The 18028-nt window shown below is 46.0% G+C and carries 19 protein-coding genes; 9 read left to right on the top strand and 10 right to left on the bottom strand.

The window, feature by feature from the left end; genetic code table 11:
• The 5 genes from OCU49_RS13435 to OCU49_RS13415 all read left to right on the top strand — a co-directional run bounded on the left by OCU49_RS13435 (position 1) and on the right by OCU49_RS13415 (position 6303).
• The gene (locus OCU49_RS13435; protein WP_261841080.1) at positions 1 to 267 is read left to right on the top strand and encodes a hypothetical protein; all 267 of its coding nucleotides are present in this window, start codon (positions 1 to 3) and stop codon (positions 265 to 267) included.
• Positions 268 to 461: 194 nt separating this feature from the next.
• The gene (locus OCU49_RS13430; RefSeq protein WP_261841079.1) at positions 462 to 1751 is read left to right on the top strand and encodes an NAD(P)/FAD-dependent oxidoreductase; all 1290 of its coding nucleotides are present in this window, start codon (positions 462 to 464) and stop codon (positions 1749 to 1751) included.
• A gap of 210 nt (positions 1752 to 1961) precedes the next feature.
• Positions 1962 to 2705, top strand: coding sequence for a cupredoxin domain-containing protein (locus tag OCU49_RS13425; RefSeq protein WP_261841078.1), 744 nt, complete (start codon positions 1962 to 1964; stop codon positions 2703 to 2705).
• 8 nt (positions 2706 to 2713) lie between these two features.
• A complete protein-coding gene (locus OCU49_RS13420) occupies positions 2714 to 5065 on the top strand; it encodes an EAL domain-containing protein (RefSeq protein WP_261841077.1) in 2352 nt (783 codons plus the stop codon).
• Positions 5059 to 6303, top strand: coding sequence for a hypothetical protein (locus tag OCU49_RS13415; RefSeq protein WP_261841076.1), 1245 nt, complete (start codon positions 5059 to 5061; stop codon positions 6301 to 6303). The genes OCU49_RS13420 and OCU49_RS13415 overlap by 7 nt, the downstream gene beginning before the upstream one ends.
• 65 nt (positions 6304 to 6368) lie before the next feature.
• Here OCU49_RS13415 and purB read toward each other — a convergent pair whose 3' ends face one another.
• The 5 genes from purB to OCU49_RS23745 form a co-directional block, all read right to left on the bottom strand.
• Positions 6369 to 7733, bottom strand: coding sequence for an adenylosuccinate lyase (purB, locus tag OCU49_RS13410; RefSeq protein ID WP_261841075.1), 1365 nt, complete (start codon positions 7731 to 7733; stop codon positions 6369 to 6371).
• 127 nt (positions 7734 to 7860) lie between these two features.
• Positions 7861 to 8526 (bottom strand): high frequency lysogenization protein HflD, encoded by a 666-nt coding sequence (gene hflD, locus OCU49_RS13405; protein WP_261841074.1) that lies wholly within the window; start codon positions 8524 to 8526, stop codon positions 7861 to 7863.
• Between the two features lie 7 nt (positions 8527 to 8533).
• A complete protein-coding gene (gene mnmA / locus OCU49_RS13400; protein WP_261841073.1) occupies positions 8534 to 9637 on the bottom strand; it encodes a tRNA 2-thiouridine(34) synthase MnmA in 1104 nt (367 codons plus the stop codon).
• A 69-nt stretch (positions 9638 to 9706) separates the two neighbouring features.
• Positions 9707 to 10054: an NUDIX hydrolase gene (locus tag OCU49_RS13395; protein WP_336605389.1), complete on the bottom strand. Its 348-nt coding sequence runs from the start codon at positions 10052 to 10054 to the stop codon at positions 9707 to 9709.
• Positions 9964 to 10215, bottom strand: a complete 252-nt coding sequence (locus tag OCU49_RS23745) for a hypothetical protein (protein ID WP_336605335.1) — start codon at positions 10213 to 10215, stop codon at positions 9964 to 9966. The genes OCU49_RS13395 and OCU49_RS23745 overlap by 91 nt, the downstream gene beginning before the upstream one ends.
• A 52-nt stretch (positions 10216 to 10267) precedes the next feature.
• Between OCU49_RS23745 and OCU49_RS13390 the strand changes: the two genes are divergently transcribed.
• Entirely contained in the window at positions 10268 to 10729 is a 462-nt protein-coding gene (locus OCU49_RS13390) for a molybdenum cofactor biosynthesis protein MoaE (protein ID WP_261841072.1), read from the top strand.
• A gap of 24 nt (positions 10730 to 10753) precedes the next feature.
• On the opposite strand, the gene OCU49_RS13385 is transcribed toward OCU49_RS13390, so the two are convergent.
• The gene (locus tag OCU49_RS13385) at positions 10754 to 11416 is read right to left on the bottom strand and encodes an rRNA large subunit pseudouridine synthase E (protein ID WP_261841071.1); all 663 of its coding nucleotides are present in this window, start codon (positions 11414 to 11416) and stop codon (positions 10754 to 10756) included.
• Between the two features lie 184 nt (positions 11417 to 11600).
• Here OCU49_RS13385 and icd point away from each other — a divergent pair, with 184 nt between their 5' ends.
• A complete protein-coding gene (gene icd, locus OCU49_RS13380) occupies positions 11601 to 12857 on the top strand; it encodes an NADP-dependent isocitrate dehydrogenase (RefSeq protein WP_261841070.1) in 1257 nt (418 codons plus the stop codon).
• Between the two features lie 86 nt (positions 12858 to 12943).
• On the opposite strand, the gene OCU49_RS13375 is transcribed toward icd, so the two are convergent.
• The gene (locus tag OCU49_RS13375) at positions 12944 to 13180 is read right to left on the bottom strand and encodes a cold shock domain-containing protein (protein WP_261841069.1); all 237 of its coding nucleotides are present in this window, start codon (positions 13178 to 13180) and stop codon (positions 12944 to 12946) included.
• 255 nt (positions 13181 to 13435) lie between these two features.
• Here OCU49_RS13375 and clpS point away from each other — a divergent pair, with 255 nt between their 5' ends.
• Together clpS and clpA are read left to right on the top strand one after the other, a co-directional pair.
• On the top strand, positions 13436 to 13789 hold the full coding sequence (gene clpS / locus OCU49_RS13370; RefSeq protein ID WP_261841068.1) for an ATP-dependent Clp protease adapter ClpS: 354 nt from the start codon (positions 13436 to 13438) through the stop codon (positions 13787 to 13789).
• 13 nt (positions 13790 to 13802) lie between these two features.
• Positions 13803 to 16064 (top strand): ATP-dependent Clp protease ATP-binding subunit ClpA, encoded by a 2262-nt coding sequence (clpA, locus tag OCU49_RS13365; protein WP_261841067.1) that lies wholly within the window; start codon positions 13803 to 13805, stop codon positions 16062 to 16064.
• 139 nt (positions 16065 to 16203) lie between these two features.
• On the opposite strand, the gene infA is transcribed toward clpA, so the two are convergent.
• The 3 genes from infA to aat all read right to left on the bottom strand — a co-directional run bounded on the left by infA (position 16204) and on the right by aat (position 17949).
• On the bottom strand, positions 16204 to 16422 hold the full coding sequence (gene infA / locus OCU49_RS13360; RefSeq protein ID WP_205656512.1) for a translation initiation factor IF-1: 219 nt from the start codon (positions 16420 to 16422) through the stop codon (positions 16204 to 16206).
• Between the two features lie 106 nt (positions 16423 to 16528).
• Positions 16529 to 17242: an arginyltransferase gene (locus OCU49_RS13355; RefSeq protein WP_261841066.1), complete on the bottom strand. Its 714-nt coding sequence runs from the start codon at positions 17240 to 17242 to the stop codon at positions 16529 to 16531.
• Positions 17239 to 17949, bottom strand: coding sequence for a leucyl/phenylalanyl-tRNA--protein transferase (gene aat / locus OCU49_RS13350; RefSeq protein WP_261841065.1), 711 nt, complete (start codon positions 17947 to 17949; stop codon positions 17239 to 17241). Before aat ends, OCU49_RS13355 begins: the two co-directional genes overlap by 4 nt.
• Between the last annotated feature and the right edge of the window lie 79 nt (positions 17950 to 18028).

Here is an 18028-nt window from a genome sequence, read left to right as displayed (position 1 = left end):
GTGCAGGTACCCGGCGAAGAGTTCCTATGCAAGCTGGCGGACAGTGCTGATTATTTTATGCTGTATCAGCATCAGGTAAGTTACGAAGCTGCTGAGTTCAGGCATTACACCATGCTAAACGGTTTGACTGTCGTCGTAATGAATAAGCGAACGCTGAGATTTAACCGCTTATCGAATCTTGCCTTACTGTCTGTATCTACGTTGGATATTAATCTGCCTGCTGAAGCAAATCAGCTGATGCATGGAAGTTGTCATTTGGCAGGCTAAGTGCCTATTCTGTAATGGGTATAGCGGCTGGATATACTTTAGTCTATTGTATGTACCCGTAAATATTTCTTTATGTGTCTCTGCTATTTTCTGTTTGGCAGAATAACAATGATCTCTCGAATAAGGTGAGCTTAAGCTATTGGTTTTTAATTTAAAAACAGTGGCTTAAGCTGACTTTATTTTGAGGATTTACCATGCAAACAATCGTAATTGTAGGAGGAGGGGCCGGAGGCCTTGAGCTGGCAGCAAGCTTAGGTGGTCATTTAGGCAAGAAGAAGCAGGCGAAAATTATTCTCGTAGACCGTAATCCCAATCATATCTGGAAGCCATTGTTGCACGAAGTGGCAACGGGTTCGCTTGATATGAGTATTGATGGTGTTTCGTATCGTGCGCACAGTGGTCAGCATCATTACCAGTTTCAGCTGGGTACGATGACCGGTATGGATGCGTCTGCAAAGTGTATCCAGTTAGCTGCTGTCGATGATGAATACGGCGTGCAGGTCTTGCCGGAAAGAACTATTCGCTACGATACCCTGGTGATGGCTGTGGGCAGCGTTAGCAATGATTTTGGTACACCGGGTGTTGCTGAACATAGTTATTTTCTGGACTCTCATCAGCAGGCGGAGCGTTTCCAGCGTGGTTTACTTAATAGCTTTATGCGGATAAATCAGCAAGGCTCTGATAAGAAGCTCAGGTTAGCAATAGTAGGTGGTGGGGCTACAGGTGTTGAGCTCGCAGCAGAGCTGACGCACGTAGCTAATTTGCTAAAACAGTATGGCATGCCGGATATGTCTTCAAGCCGTCTGCAAGTGGATTTGCTTGAGGCTGGTCCAAGTATTCTACCGGCCTTGCCGCCAAGAATTTCCCAGGCAGCACGGCGGGAGCTGCAACGGCTTGGCATTATTGTGCATGAGAATACCCGGGTCACACGTGCAGATGAAGATGGTTATGTGGATCAGAATGATGACCTGATTGCTGCGGATCTTATGGTCTGGGCAGCGGGGGTGAAGGCGCCGGACTTTATTCGTGAGCTTGGTTATTTTGAGTTGGGTCGTGGCGGTCAGATTGTGGTGAAACCCGGCTTACAGTCGAGTGTTGATGATAATGTCTGGGTGCTTGGTGACTGTGCCGCTTGTCAGCAACCAGATGGTTCATGGGTGCCACCAAGAGCGCAGTCGGCGCACCAGATGGCCAGTCATATTGCAGCTAATATACGTCGCCAGATGAAAGGTAAAGCAGTTAAGCCTTATTTTTATAAAGACCATGGTTCGCTGGTTAATCTGAGTCGTTATAGTACAGTCGGTAGCCTTATGGGTAACCTGAGCGGCGGTACTATGTTTGTGGAGGGGAAAATTGCACGCCTTATGTATATGTCATTATACCGAATGCATCAGCTCAGCATTCATGGGTGGCTTAAAGGTATGTGTCTGATTCTTGCACAAAAAGTAGGGCATATGGTGCAGCCCAAAATCAAACTGCATTAAATAGAAGGCCGGCATTATTGCCGGCTTTTTTGTTTTTAAACTGAGTCAATCCGGGTGTTTGATTACTATCTGAGCAGTTAGAAAACTGACTGCGAAATGAAACACAAAGTGAGATGTTATTTACGTAAAAATGTACTTTCTGCAACAAGTTGCAGGAGAATAATACTGTATATTCAGGTCTAAATTGTTCAGGCGTTAGATGAATGCTGGGTGAATATACCTACTTTTACTGAGGCTATTGACGGTGTTTGTTGCGGTTGTGACTGGGAGATTGTGACGTTGAATAGGTTAGGGCTTGTGCCTGAAGCAGGTAAAAATACAGCCTTGGTATTAGGGTTGTTAATGTCGCTACCGGCAATGGCTGTTGAGCTGAGCGTCAATGTGAAAAGTGCCTCAGGTGCAGTTCTTGAAGGCATGGTGGTTTATGCTGAGCCACTTGATGGCCAGCAATTACCTGCAACCGATAAGGTTATCAGTGTTGGTCAGAAAGGTAAGTCATTTACACCTTATGTGAGTGTTTCTCAGGCAGGTAATAATGTGCTGTTTGATAATCAGGATAATATTACCCATCACATTTATTCAGTCGATGGTGATTCACGTTTCTCCTTCAAAATTAAGGCTGGTGAAAAGCGTTTGCAAGACGGCTTGAATAGTGCGGGCGAAGTTGCGATGGGATGCAATATTCACGACTGGATGTCAGGTTATATCTTATTGGTTGATACCCCTTTATTCGCTAAAACTGCCGCGCAGGGCAATGTTAGTTTTGATGTGTCAGAGACGGGGCGTTATAAAGTGACAGTCTGGCACCCTCAATTGAGGGCAGAGAATAATCGTGAAGCACAGGTTATTGATCTGAATGAAGATATTCAGATTACAGCTCAGCTGATTAATGGCATGGAAGCAGTACCTTCGCAGGAGAGCGACGACGATTTTGATTTTATCTCTGATTATTAAGTGAGTTTATGGGCGTGAAAAGCTTACAAAGTAAAATTTTCAGCTTCTTTGTATTGCTTCTGTTATTTGTGCAGGGGGTGGCATTCTGGACCCTGTATGTTGGTAACCAGAATCAGCAACAGCAGGAGGTTAGCAATCGTCTGACCACTGCTAAAACAGTTTTTACTGAGTTATTTTCCAGTCGTATAGAGTATCTCGCAGCATTCTCTGAAACGGTTTCTAAAGACTATGGTATTAAGCAGGTTTTCAATGAAGACCGGCGGAGCTTGCTGGTTGCACTGAATAACCATCGCAAACGAATTAATGCAGATTTGGCGATGACGATATCTGCTGAAGGTGTTATCAGTGCTCAGTTGGTGAGCATGGAGCAGGGTGATGGCCAGCGTAAGGTTCGGTCTGGTGATGAAGCTGGTGTCCAGTTTCGTTACTCGGATTGGATGATGAATGTTGATCGTGGGCATCTTTATGCAATCGATCATAATGTATATCAGGTAAGTCTTTCACCAGTAAAGGTAGGCGCGAAAACGATTGGTTGGGTAATGTTTGGTTTTCAGGTAGATGCCCGGCTAGCGACCGAGTTCATGAGCATCACCGGCCTTGAGACCGATTTTGTTGTGCAGGGTAATTCTGGCTGGTGGTTGGTTGCTTCTTCATCGCCAACAGCAGATGTGGGCTTCTCTGAAAAAATTCTTAATAACCAGCAAATTGATGATCAGTTTATTGCAATCAGTCATCAGATTTCCGACGATCAGCATTTGCGCTTCGGTGTTGCTATGTATGGTTTGCGGGCAAACTTTGTTGAAGTATTGCAGGAGCAGTGGTGGAAGCTGTTAATTCTGGCAGTGGGTACGCTGGTGTTGTCTCTGGCAGGTGCTTACTGGATTTCTGCATCCATTACCCGACCGGTTAAGCGTTTAGTGAAGCAGGCAAAAATTGTTGCCAGCGGTGATTATAATCAGACGATAAATCTTAATGATCAAAGTGAGCTTGGCCAGCTTGCTGATGAGATTAATGTCATGCAGGAAGCTGTGTTAAGCCGTGAGCAGGCGCTGTCACACAGGGCAAATCATGACCCGCTAACTGATCTTCCAAACCGAAATTTTCTTAACATTATTTTACAGACCCTGTGTCAGCAGCGGGACGCATTTGCTGTTATTCAACTCAATCTGAGTCGCCTTAAAGACGTTAATGATACGTTGGGGCATCAGGTGGGGGATTTGGTCATTCAAGAGCTTGCCAGGCGTTTAAGCGAAGCTGAAGGCTTTCAACTAGTGTGTCATCTGGGGGCAGATGAATTTGCTTTGCTGACAGATAGCTGCCCGTCTGCTGAGCTTGAAGAGGCTGTGCGTCAATGTCTGTTAAATCTTGATGCGGCGCTTGAGTCTGTATTTGATTACGAAGGGTTAGGGTTTCAGCTGCAGGTTCGTAGCGGAGTGGCGCTTTACCCTCAGCACAGTGAAAAGCCTGAAAGTCTTCTGCGTATGTCTGATATTGCACTCCATCATACCCGTAAAACCAGTCAGCATGTGCAGTGGTTCAACCCAGAGCAGGATGTGAACAGTGTTGAGCGTCTGAATCTGATTAATGATTTAAAACAGGCTATTAGTGGCGATCAGTTGGTATTGTTTTATCAGCCTAAGCTGAATCTTCAGTCCAGAATAGTGACGCATGTAGAGGCGCTGGTGCGTTGGATGCATCCGACGCTGGGTATGGTTCCGCCTGATAATTTTATCCATATTGCTGAGCAGACTGGGCAGATTAATGCGTTAACACGCTGGGTTATTCAGACCGCTTTAAATCAATATAATGCCTGGAATTCTGGTGGGCTGGACTTAGGAATTGCGATTAATATTTCAGCAGCGAACCTAAAAGATCCGGGGTTTTATGAGTTTGTTTGTGAGGCAATGCGGACTGCTGAAGTGCCTGCAGGAAAGATTACACTTGAAGTAACTGAGAGTGCTGTTGTTGAAGATCCTGAATCTGCAATTAAGTTGCTAAGTCGCTTTAAAGAGCGGGGAATGCGGATTTCAATTGATGATTATGGTACCGGGTATTCTTCACTGGCGCAGTTAAAACAGTTACCAGTACATGAGCTGAAGATAGACAAATCATTTGTTCAGCGTCTGAGCGATGATCAGTCTGATCAGATTATTGTGAAGTCGACCATTGAGCTGGCGCATAGTATGGGCCTGAGTGTTGTGGCAGAAGGGATTGAGGATGAGTTTGCTCTGGAGTGGCTCACTTCTAACAACTGTGAATTAGCGCAGGGATATCACATTAGCCGTCCTCAGGCTGAAGATATACTGACGCCATGGCTTAAGGATCATGCCGTATTGAACTCCCGGGAGGAGGCGTGCTAAATAAAGGCACTGTATTAGCTGTATTGATAAGTGCAGGTGGCGTTGCTCAGGTAAGCGCGCTGGAAAGTAAAGTGAATGGCATTATTGATTACCGTTTTGCGCACAGTGATACCTCTAACAGCTATCGTCAGGGTGGCGTAGGTAAGTTTGGAACTGATAATGGCGGACAGGCGTATGTCGGTCAGGCGGGATTGCAGTGGATTTTAGAATGGGATTCAGGTCTGAGTTTTCATTCTGTCGCTAATGGTTATCTTGATGGTGAAGATAATGGTCTCGGTATTACAGAAACATTTTTTAAGTACCGTGGAATTCCCAGTGAATCAGGTAATCGGCTTCAGTCACGTGTAGGTTTGTTCTACCCGGCTATTTCTCTTGAGAATAAAGCATTTGCCTGGGCTTCAAAAAATACTTTAAACAGCTCGACATTAAATACCTGGATAGGTGAAGAAATTCGTTTACTGGGAGTCGAGTTGGGCTGGACGCGGCTAGGGAAACTCAATGACAGTAACTATGATCTGAGTTTTACCGCTTCGGGATTCTTCAACAATGATCCCACAGGAGCGCTGCTGGCGTGGCATGGCTGGACAAGTAGTTCGCGGCAAACGGTCTGGGGCGAAAAGCGTAAAATACCACCGTTAGAAGCGCGCAAGCCAGGCTATAAACTTGCTCCGCAGGCTGCTGAGTCAGATCCGTTTTTAGAGCTGGATGACCGGCCTGGCTATCATTTGCAAACCCAGGTTCGCTGGGCGCGAAAGGGCGAGGTAAATCTTGGTTATTATGACAATAATGCCCAAACAAATATTGTTGTGAATGGTCAGTACACCTGGCGTACCCGTTTTTATTATGCCGGGGCGCGTTGGTTGTTGCCAAATAAGCTGGAGTTGAGTGCACAGTATATGACGGGTGATACTCTGATGAATGATGTGTATGGCAATGCGGTTGTTGATAATGACTATAGCAGTGCTTACATCATGCTAAGCAAGCGTTGGAATAAGCATCGTTTGACGGGTCGGCTTGAAGAGTTCTCTGTCACAGATAAAGATCAGACGGTTGGAGATAATAATGATGAATATGGTAAAGCAGCGACGTTGAATTATACCTACCGTTATTCCAAGCCAGTATTTTTATCGGTAGAGCATAATTGGATTAATTCAGATCGTCCGGGTCGTGTATATTCTGGCCAGCCAGTAAGTCGGGAAGAGCGACAGTTATTGTTCGCTGTCAGGTATTTTTTCTGAGTTTTTGATAGCTGAAAAAAAAGCAGGGGGATGCCCTGCTTTTTTGTATTTGCGCTAAAACTCAATTAAATAGCTTTAGCCTGAGCTGGCGCGTTGCCGATATAGCTGTGCGGCGTGAGTTCTTTCAATTCATCTTTAGCACTTTGTGGCATTTCCAGAGTATCGATGAAAGCCTGAATAGTTTGCTTATTCATAGTCTGACCGCGGGTCAGGGCTTTGAGCTTTTCATACGGTTCTTCAATGGCGTAGCGACGCATAACTGTCTGAATTGGTTCTGCTAGTACTTCCCAGGCATTTTCCAGGTCATCATTCAGTCGGGCTGCATTCAGTTCCAGCTTGCTGATACCTTTCAGGCTGGACTGGTAGGCGATCATGCTGTAACCGAAGCCAACACCCATGTTACGCAGTACGGTGGAGTCAGTCAGGTCACGCTGCCAGCGGGAAATCGGCAGTTTAGCTGCCAGGTGCTGCATAATCGCGTTAGCAATGCCTAAGTTGCCTTCTGAGTTTTCGAAGTCAATCGGGTTAACTTTATGTGGCATGGTTGAAGAACCAACTTCACCAGCAATTGTTCTTTGCTTGAAGTAACCTTGAGAGATATAGCCCCAGATATCGCGGTCAAAATCGATGATGATAGTGTTGAAGCGGCAAACAGCATCAAACATTTCAGCGATGTAATCGTGAGGCTCAATCTGTGTAGTGTAAGGGTTGAAGTTCAGGCCCAGGCTTTCAACAAATTCCTGTGCATTCTGTGCCCAGTCAACATCAGGGTAAGCGGAAATGTGGGCGTTATAGTTGCCGACCGCACCGTTAATTTTACCCAGAAGTTCTGTGTTTTTAAGCTGCTTGATCTGACGCTGCAGACGGTAAGCAACGTTAGCCATTTCCTTACCTACAGTTGTTGGTGAAGCAGTCTGGCCGTGAGTACGGGACAGCATTGGCTGGTCTGCAAAGTTACGACCCAGTTGAGCAATCTCGTCAGTCACTTGTTGCATCAGCGGCAACATTACTGTCTGCCCCTGTTTTAGCATCAGGGCATGAGACAGGTTGTTAATGTCTTCAGATGTACATGCGAAGTGAACGAATTCGCTGATGGCAGCCAGTTCAGTGTTGTCCTGAATGCGTTCTTTGATCAGGTATTCAACCGCTTTAACGTCGTGGTTAGTAGTACGTTCGATTTCTTTAACGCGATTGGCTTCAGCTTCGCCGAAGTTATCAACCAGCTGGTTAAGCACAGCATTTGCTGTATCGCTTAGTGCCGGTACTTCAGAGATTTGTGGGTGAGCAGCCAGTTTTTGAAGCCAGCGTACTTCCACTTCAACCCGGGCTTTAATTAGACCGAATTCGCTGAATACCGGACGCAAGTCAGCTGTTTTGCTGCCGTAGCGGCCGTCGACGGGGGAAATAGCAGTTAAAGAAGAGAGATCCATAACGAGGCATTACCTGATGAATTAAATTTTGAGGGCGAATTATAGCGAAAACGCCGGACGAGGAAAATCCGCCCGGCGTCTTTTTACACATTCATAAGTTGCAGTCGCAAGCTTTAGTGCGAATAAATTACCGGCCGGTGATGTCAGTGATGGCCGGACGAATGCGTGATTTGAAGAATAATAGCTGCCAGCGCTTACCGCCGCTCTGGCGCCATAGCACCGCTGCACGTATGCCTGCCAGTAAAAGGGCGCGAATTTTGTCTGCGTTTTCTGCATTTTGCAGGTGACGTGGCTCGCCGGTAACCTGAATGCGAAATTTGAAGGTGCTGAGTGTGTCCTGATAAAGGCTGGCCAGATTCGAAATGATAGTCGGATGTGTCAGTGCTGCTGAGTTTTCTGACAGGCTTTCCTGATCATTAAAATATTTGGCTTGTTGTTCAATTTTAACGAGGCGTTCGGCAATCGTATTGAATAAATCAGGCTGCTTGTTTAGCTTTTTTTCCAGATGTAACAGGCTTAACGCGTAACGAATTACATCCTGGTTTTGTTTCGAGCGGTCTTTATCAATAAGTTCTTGCAGGTGGCGAAAGCCCTGACCCAGGTTGACGGGTAAGGTTTGTTCGCCGCCATATATTTCAGCAGTACTGTCTGGGTTAGTAATGAAGACACTGCGTATACAGGTTTCAAGGTTGCTTTGCTGAACCATGCCGCGGGTAGCGATCTGTTCAACTAAGCTGGCTGCCTGAAATAAGCCCGCCAGTGCAATTGCCTGATTATGAGTTGCTTGTGACATAAGTAACTTAAGCTCTCTTGCCAGTTGTTTCGATAACACCGCCACCCAGGCAGACTTCAGTAGTATAAAAGACAACTGACTGGCCCGGTGTTACAGCACGCTGAGGATCGTCGAATTGGATAACATAACCGCCGTTCGCTCCGGCTTCGATCGTACATGCCTGATCATCCTGACGGTAGCGAACTTTAGCCCGGCAACGTAAAGGTAACTCGGCAGGTGCTTCGCTGATCCAGAAAATGTCACTGGCTGTTAGCCAGTCACTGAACAGTAATTCATGTGATGTGCCCTGAACGGCTACCAGTACATTGCGTTGCAGATCTTTTTCAGCAACAAACCAGGGGACCTCAGGGTAGTTTTTTAAGCCGCCAATACCTAAGCCCTGGCGTTGACCGATAGTGTGGTACATCAGCCCCTGATGGTCACCGATGATGTCGCCATCAGGTGTTTCGATTTTACCCGGCTGGGCAGGCAGGTACTGTTTAAGGAAGTCGCTGAAACGACGCTCGCCAATAAAGCAGATACCGGTGCTGTCTTTTTTATTGTGAGTGACCAGGTCATGTTCTTCAGCCAGGCGACGCACTTCAGGCTTTTCCAGTTCGCCTACCGGAAATAATGTCATGCTCAGCTCTTCGCTACCTACCTGATGCAGGAAGTAGCTCTGGTCTTTATTGTTGTCGAGGCCTTTTAATAGGCAGGCATGGCCATTTATATCGCTGCGGCGAACGTAATGACCGGTTGCGATTTTGTCAGCGCCAAGTGTCTGAGCGTATTCAAGAAAGGCTTTAAACTTGATTTCCCGGTTACATAGAATGTCTGGGTTGGGGGTGCGGCCGGCTTTGTATTCTTCCAGAAAGTGTTCGAATACGTTGTCCCAGTATTCTGCTGCAAAGTTAGCTGTATGAAGAGTGAGGCCAAGCTTGTCGCACACTGCCTGAGCGTCCGCAAGGTCGTCCATTGCGGTGCAGTAATCTGTACCATCATCTTCATCCCAGTTCTTCATGAACAGGCCTTCTACCTGGTAGCCCTGCTGTTGCAATAAAAGGGCAGAAACAGATGAATCAACACCGCCGGACATGCCGACAATGACTTTGGTATTGGCGTTATTACTCATAAAAAATACTGGCTCATGATGACTTAGTGCAAAATTTTAATATGGGGATGCGGATCGCAATATTAAAGCTTATTCGTGGATAAAATTAAGTGGATAGCGTTGACCCTGAAGGTAATCTTCAAGGCATTTTAAAACGATCGGGCTTCGCAAATCGTCACGACGGGCAGCAAGCTCGTCATAGGTTAGCCAAAGTGCGCGTTCGATGCCGGTATCCAGCTCTGCACCAGGCTGCTCTGATATTGCCCGGGCGATAAAGCAGTAGCGATGGTAAACCGTGCTGTTACCCGGTGCTTTATATACATACATGCCCAACAGTGTTTCTGGCTCTACATGCCAGCCCGTCTCTTCCAGAGTTTCACGCTTTGCGGCTTCAATAAAGCTTTCGTCAGCTTCAAGGTGCCCGGCTGGCTGGTTGATAACCAGTTTGTTGAGGGGGGGGAGTGTTCTTCTACAAACAGAAAACGTCCCTTATCTTCAACAATGGTTGCAACAGTAGCGTGTGGGGTCCAGCGCATAGGTGTAAAATATCCATATAGGTAATGATTTTTTAGGTGGACAACCTTAGCATTTCTGGTCATGCTTTTCCTGAATTTTCATCAGTCATTTTGTATTTGTGGTACGAGGTTTTAGGTGAGCAGCAATATCATCAAGGTTCAGCAGGAAGATTTCGACATCAGCGGTTTAAATGCCCTGATCAGAGATGATAGCGGCAGTCATGGGGCGATTGTTACCTTTACAGGTATCGTTCGTGAAATGGCTTCGGGGCCTGGTTTACTGGCGATGGAGTTGGAGCATTATCCTGGTATGACAGAAAAGTCACTGGAAAAAATTGCTACCCAGGCTCGTGAGCGTTGGGAGTTAGGTGCAATAGTGATTGTGCATCGGGTTGGGAAACTATCCCTGAACGATAATATTGTATTTGTAGGAGTTGCAAGTCCACACCGGGTAGCAGGGTTTGCTGCCGCTCAGTTTATTATGGATTATCTGAAGCGTGATGCGCCGTTCTGGAAAAAAGAAATCACCGAGCATGGTGAGTCCTGGGTGGCGGCTAAAGATACTGATCTGAAGCGTGCCGACTCCTGGGATGAATAATCTTTAAATTTCCTGCTAAAGCATTCAGGAACGCTTTTTGGGCTTTGAACCAAATTTTTTAGAAGGGTGTGTTCCTGATGTTTTTCGTGTAGCAGTGTGTTTTCTGTTATTACGTTTTACCGGTTTATCTGTCTGAGTATCAGGCAGATAAATTTCTTCTATTCTGCTTTCTCCTGATTTGAGTGAATCAAGTTTCCACTCGCCAATGCTTGCCCTGATCAGACGCAATGTTGGAAAGCCAACTGCCGCAGTCATCCGTCTTACCTGGCGGTTTTTGCCTTCTGATATAGTCAGTTCCAGCCAGCTTGTTGGCAGATTTTTGCGCTCTCTTATTGGTGGTGTGCGCACCCATATATCCGGTTCTTCAATGCGCTGAGCTTTGGCGGGGCGGGTTTTTCCATCTTTAAGTTCAACTCCATTGCGTAGCTGCTTTAAAGCTGCGTCATCAATTTCGCCTTCAACCTGAGCCCAGTAGGTCTTAGCCATTTTGAATTTCGGGTTGGCCAGCTGATGCTGCAGTTGCCCGTCATCAGTGAGGATTAATAGTCCTTCCGAATCATAGTCCAGTCGTCCGGCGGCATACACATCTGGCTGTTTAATGAAGTCTGCAAGAGTGGCGCGGCCTTCTGTATCAGTAAACTGCGTCAGTACCTGGAAAGGTTTATTAAAAAGTATGACTCGTGACATTTGTAGGACTGTATCCGTAAAACTATATTTAAATAACGGTGCGGACGCTTTCAGGTAATTATGTCTGAAAGTTGATCACTGTGGCGGAAGCTGGATTCCGTATACTTCTGTGCCGAAGCATATGGATTCACGGCCTTTACCTGAACTCAGTATTTTCTGGATGTAAGTATACGTGGAGTAAGCTATGGCATACCAACATATTCGTGTTCCTGAGGGTGAGAAGATAACTTTTGCGGGCGATAATCTGATTCAGGTGCCGGGCCGGCCGATAATCCCGTTTATTGAAGGCGATGGTATAGGTGCGGATGTCACGCCGGTAATGATTGAGGTAGTAGATGCAGCAGTTCAGCAGGCATATACAGGAAGGCGTAAAATTGCCTGGATGGAAGTGTTTGCCGGTGAAAAAGCTACTCAGATGTATGATCAGGATACCTGGCTGCCGGATGAGACTTTACGGGCATTTAAAGAGTTTGCAGTCGGTATAAAAGGGCCGCTGACTACGCCTGTAGGTGGGGGTATTCGATCGCTGAATGTCGCGCTGCGTCAGGAGTTAGACTTATATGTCTGTCAGCGACCAGTGCGCTGGTTTAAAGGAGTCCCGAGCCCGGTTATTAAACCTGGTGATGTAGATATGGTGATTTATCGGGAAAACTCTGAAGATATTTATGCGGGTGTTGAGTGGCAGGCTGGTACCGCTGAGGCACAAAAAGTTATTGATTTTCTGCAGCAGGAAATGGGGGTAACTAAAATTCGCTTCGATCAGATGTGCGGTATAGGTATCAAGCCGGTTTCTGAGGAAGGTTCTAAGCGTTTAATACGTAAAGCGCTACAGTATTGTGTTGATAATGACCGGCGTTCTCTAACTCTGGTGCACAAAGGTAATATCATGAAATTTACCGAAGGTGCATTTAAAGAGTGGGGCTATGAGCTTGCTAAGCAGGAGTTTGGTGCAGAGCTACTTGATGCGGGTCCCTGGCTGAGTTTTAAGAATCCTCATTCGGGGCGCGAGATTGTTGTTAAGGATGTAATTGCAGATGCAATGTTGCAGCAGATTCTTTTGCGTCCTGCTGAATATGATGTTGTTGCTACCCTGAATTTGAATGGTGACTACTTATCCGATGCGCTGGCAGCGGAGGTAGGAGGGATAGGCATAGCACCTGGTGCGAATTTATCTGATCAGATTGCAATCTTTGAGGCAACGCATGGTACGGCGCCAAAATATGCAGGCAAGGATATGGTTAATCCAGGTTCTATTATTCTATCTGCAGAAATGATGTTGCGGCATCTGGGTTGGATAGAGGCGGCTGATCTTATAATTAAAGGTATGGATGGCGCTATTGCAGCGAAAACGGTGACCTATGATTTTGAACGTTTAATGGATGGTGCGACTAAAGTTTCCAGTTCAGGATTCGGAGCGGCGATTATCAAGCATATGCAATGAGGTTTTGCAGGCATAAAAAAAGGCAGCTTAGGCTGCCTTTTATTGTATGAAGTAAAGCTAGGCTTTAGTGCGTCGGGAAGACCTTATTAAGAATTTTCCGCTTGTTCTAATGCAGCCACTTCAATAGGCTTTATGTTGATCGCGTGAATACCCTTAGGTCCCGGTGTCGTCTCAAAACTCACTTCCTGGCCGGCTTTCAAACTCTTGTAGCCATCGATAAGTATTACCGAATAGTGAGCAAATAAGTCTTCATCATGTTCTTGCGATATAATAAATCCGAAGCCTTTGGCGTTATTGAACCACTTGACTTTCCCTGTGTACATTGGTGTCCCCCAATATCCGATTAAAACTTCGACCCTAATCTCCCTGGGTCTGTTAACTGAACGACCTCTTGTTGATACAATGTACTACAGCTGAGGTGCTTCCATGTTCCTGAAAAGTGTCTTGCAGGGACTACCGATACAACAAATTTATTATTCCTCCTGCAGAAAAAATTATAACATTCTTCGGAGTTAGACGAGCATTACAAGACTCCCCATTATGAGATACAAAAATTGGTAAATATTGTGAAATGTGATATGCGTCATTTACAAGGAGCCATCCGTTGCTCTAGCGACGACCAGGATCCGCATGATCATGGGACTGGTGTCGTCGAAGAAGTTTCTAAACCTGAACTAAAACGTCCATCAATGTACCAAGTACTAGTGATGAATGATGACTATACCCCTATGGACTTTGTGGTGGAAATATTAATGGTTTTTTTCTCTATGAATCAAGAAAAAGCCACACAAGTTATGTTAACGGTCCATACTAAGGGTAAGGCTGTGTGTGGTGTGTATACCCGGGATGTCGCAGAAACTAAAGCAACTCAGGTGAATCAGTACGCTAAGGAGAGTAAGCACCCGTTGCTGTGTGAAGTCGAGCAAGCGTAGCGGAGCGATTATTATGTTGAATAAAGAATTAGAAGATACGCTAAGTGTGGCTTTTAATAGTGCTCGCGCAAAACGTCATGAGTTTATGACGGTTGAGCATCTGTTGTTGGCTTTGTTGGATAATTCAGAGGCCTACTCTGTACTGCAGGCATGTGGAGTTGATGTAGATAAGCTAAGAATTTCCCTGTCATCTTTCATAGAGGATACAACACCTTTACTACCGGATAATATTCCTGATCTTGAGACTCAGCCAACGCTGGGTTTTCAGCGTGTTTTGCAGCGGGCTGTATTTCATGTTCAGTCATCAGGTAAGTCTGAAGTTACTGGTGCTAACGTGCTGGTGGCAATTTTCAGTGAGCAGGAAAGCCAGGCTGTATACGTGCTTCAGCAGCAGGGTGTTGAGCGTATAGATATTGTTAATTATATCTCTCATGGTATTTCCAAAGTCAGCGATGCTGATGAGCCGGCTGCGCTGGATGATTTAAGTGAAGCCAGTGCGCCAGCTGAGAAAGACAAAAGCCCTCTCGCTAATTATGCAGTTAATCTGAATAAAGAAGCAGAGGCTGGCAATATCGATCCGCTTGTAGGGCGTGATGATGAAGTTGAGCGAGTGGTACAGATTCTTTCCCGTCGGCGTAAGAATAATCCATTACTTGTCGGAGAAGCTGGTGTCGGTAAAACGGCCATTGCTGAAGGTCTGGCTAAGCTGATTATTGAAGGTTCAGTACCTGAAGTTATTTCCCAGAGTACTGTTTATTCGCTTGATCTTGGTGCTTTGCTTGCAGGTACGAAGTACCGTGGCGATTTTGAGAAGCGCTTAAAAGGTTTGTTGAATGAAATTCGCAAGCTTGATCATGCCATTTTATTCATTGATGAGATTCACACCATTATTGGTGCAGGTGCAGCATCTGGTGGCTCTATGGATGCTTCAAATCTGCTTAAGCCTCTTCTGAGTTCGGGGCAGTTGCGCTGTATTGGTTCTACAACCTTCCAGGAATTCCGTGGAATCTTTGAAAAAGACCGTGCGCTAGCGCGTCGCTTCCAGAAAGTAGATGTTCTTGAGCCGTCTGTTGATGATACATACCGAATTCTGCAGGGCTTGCGCAGCCGCTTCGAAGAGCATCATGAGATTAGCTACACAGATAACGCGCTGCGGGTTGCATCTGAGCTGGCGGACCGTTACATCAATGATAAGCACATGCCTGATAAGGCTATCGACGTGATTGATGAGGCCGGGGCGTATCAGCGCCTTGTGCCTGAAGATAAGCGTGCTGAGCTGATTGATGTCGCTGAAGTTGAAAGTGTGGTTGCTAAGATCGCCCGTATTCCTGTCAATAACGTTACTGCATCGGATAAAGAACAGCTGAAGAAGCTGGACAAGAATCTGAAAATGGTTGTGTTAGGGCAGGAAGAAGCTATTGATACTTTATCTGCTGCAATCAAGCTTTCCCGTGCAGGGCTTAAAGAGCCAAACAAGCCGGTTGGTTCATTCCTGTTTTCTGGTCCGACCGGGGTTGGTAAAACTGAGGTAACTTCTCAGTTAGCGCGGATAATGGGTATCGAATTGATACGCTTTGATATGTCTGAGTATATGGAGCGTCATACCGTATCCCGTCTGATTGGTGCTCCACCTGGTTATGTTGGTTATGATCAGGGTGGTTTGCTTACCGAAGCAGTTACTAAGTCGCCGCATTCTGTGCTGTTGCTGGATGAAATTGAAAAAGCTCATCCTGAAGTATTCAACTTGCTGCTGCAGGTTATGGATAACGGTACGCTGACAGACAATAACGGCCGTAAAGCTGATTTCCGTAACGTGATTTTGGTAATGACGACTAATGCGGGTGTTGAGCAAATGAGTCGTGCCTCTATTGGCTTCACACATCAGGATCATACGACTGATGGTATGGAAGCCATTAAGAAGATGTTTACGCCTGAGTTCCGTAACCGTCTGGACGGCATTATTCAGTTTAAAGCTTTGCCTATGAGTGTTATCAAAGGTGTGGTTGATAAATTCCTTACTGAGTTGCAGGTGCAGCTTGATGATAAAGGGGTTCAGCTAAATATTGATGATGCTGCTCGAACTTGGCTGGCTGAAAAAGGCTATGATGAAACTATGGGCGCGCGTCCTATGCAGCGTCTGATTCAGGAGCAGCTGAAAAAGCCTCTTGCAGAGATGATTCTCTTTGGTGAGTTGTCTGATGAAGGTGGTGAAGTTGAAATCAGCGTTGATGAAAACGATAAGTTGGTACTCGATGTGGTTGCCGCAATGGCATGATCATCTGTACTGACCGTCCATAAAAAAACCGCTTGTGAAAACAAGCGGTTTTTTTATTAAGGGTCGGCGCTGGCGGACAGCTATAGATGCTAAGTTAATCAGCAGTTAGCTAATAAGTTGCAGAGCCGAAAAACCGTAATTAGCGGGCGCGGTAGGTGATGCGGCCTTTGGTCAGATCGTAAGGTGTCAGCTCAACTTTTACCTTATCGCCAGTCAGGATGCGGATGTAGTTCTTACGCATTTTGCCAGAGATATGTGCAGTCACAACGTGACCGTTTTCAAGTTCTACGCGAAACATGGTGTTAGGCAGTGTGTCGGTGACAACGCCTTCCATTTCAATACTATCTTCTTTTGACATTAAGTACCTACCTAGGTTGCTAATATTTGAAGCGCAGTATTTTGCCTTATTTGTTTGCTATATCAAAGCGATTTCTCTGTATATTCTGCATGGATGTCGATTTGTTTTATACATCCACGTTCAGCCATTCGCCCTGGAGAAGCATTTCTAACGGACGGAAGCTGGTTTTGTAAGACATTTTCTGGCAATCACGCACCCAGTAACCAAGGTAAAGGTAGTCTTTATCCTGTCGGATTACCTCCTGGATTTGCCATAAAATTGCATAGCTGCCCAGGCTGCGACGGGTATGTTGAGGGTCGAAAAATGTATAAATCGCAGATAACCCCTGCAACAAATCATCAATGACAGCTATGCCGATGAGCTGATTGTCTGGCAGGCGGAATTCTATAAAGCAGCCTTGTTGCTGGCTCTCAACCAGGAAGGTACTGAACTGACTTTGGCTGGGGGGGAACATGTCGCCGTCTGCATGTCTGGCTTCAATGTAGCTAGCGTATAGCTGATAGTATTCGTTGGTGTATTGTGGCGTTACCTGAGTAACCAGTAAGTCTTTATTGCGGTTCCAGATGCGTTGCTGACTTTTACTGCGGTGAAATTCACGGACTGGAATGCGTACTGAAATACAGGCCTGGCAATGGTTACAGTAAGGGCGGTAGATGTGCTTACCACTGCGCCTGAAACCAAGGTCAGACAGCTGGCTATAGGCGTCTGTGGCAATGATTTCATGAGGGTCCACAAACAGTGTTTTTGCCTGTACGCCGTCCAGATAGCTGCATTCGTGTTCCGGCGTAGTATAGAAGTGTAACGTTTTCAGATTCGTCACGTGTTACTCACTATATCGTCTGTCGCTATATCAAATTGCCAGAGATGATTGCAGGGGGTATCCAAATAGCGATCAAGGTAACCTTTAAATTCCGCTCTGGGGATAACCTCAGCTCCCAGGCTAGCCAGATGATCGTTATAAACCTGGCAGTCAATTAAAGCATAGCCCCATTTTTGCAGTTGTTTAGCAAAATACGCGTATGCAATTTTAGAAGCGTCGGTACTGTAGCTAAACATCGATTCACCAAAAAACAGCTTACCGATAGCTATGCCGTAAAGGCCGCCAGCTAATTCCCCATTGATTCTGACTTCAACTGAATGTGCGTGCCCCAGCTTGTGTAAATTGATATATGCCTGCTGGATCTCTTCTGTGATCCAGGTTTCCGGTTGTCCGGGCCTTGGTTCGGCACAGGCTTTAATGACAGCGGCGAAATCGCTATCAAAGCTAATTTCAAAATCGCCACGACGAATGCGCTTGCGTAAACTTTTCGATATATGAATGCTGTTAGGGTGCATGACGCAGCGGGGGTGTGGTGACCACCATAAAATCGGTTCGTCATCGGCAAACCAGGGGAATATTCCCTGACGGTATGCGCTTAACAGGCGCTCGGGACTCAGGTCTGCACCTGCGGCCAGCAGTCCGTTTGGGTCATCCAGTGCTTCTTCAATTGATGGGAAGCTGCATTCAGGGGTAAGCCAGGGGATCATGGTTGTGAATATATGTCCTGATGAAAAATAACGGCGTCATGTAAGACGCCGTTAATGTATAGCAGAATAGTGCTTAAGC

It is taken from the genome of Aliamphritea ceti (genome assembly GCF_024347215.1).
Taxonomy (GTDB): Bacteria; Pseudomonadota; Gammaproteobacteria; order Pseudomonadales; family Balneatricaceae; genus Amphritea; species Amphritea ceti.
Note: the sequence above shows the minus strand (reverse complement) of the source record. Positions and strands in the feature narration are given on the sequence as shown.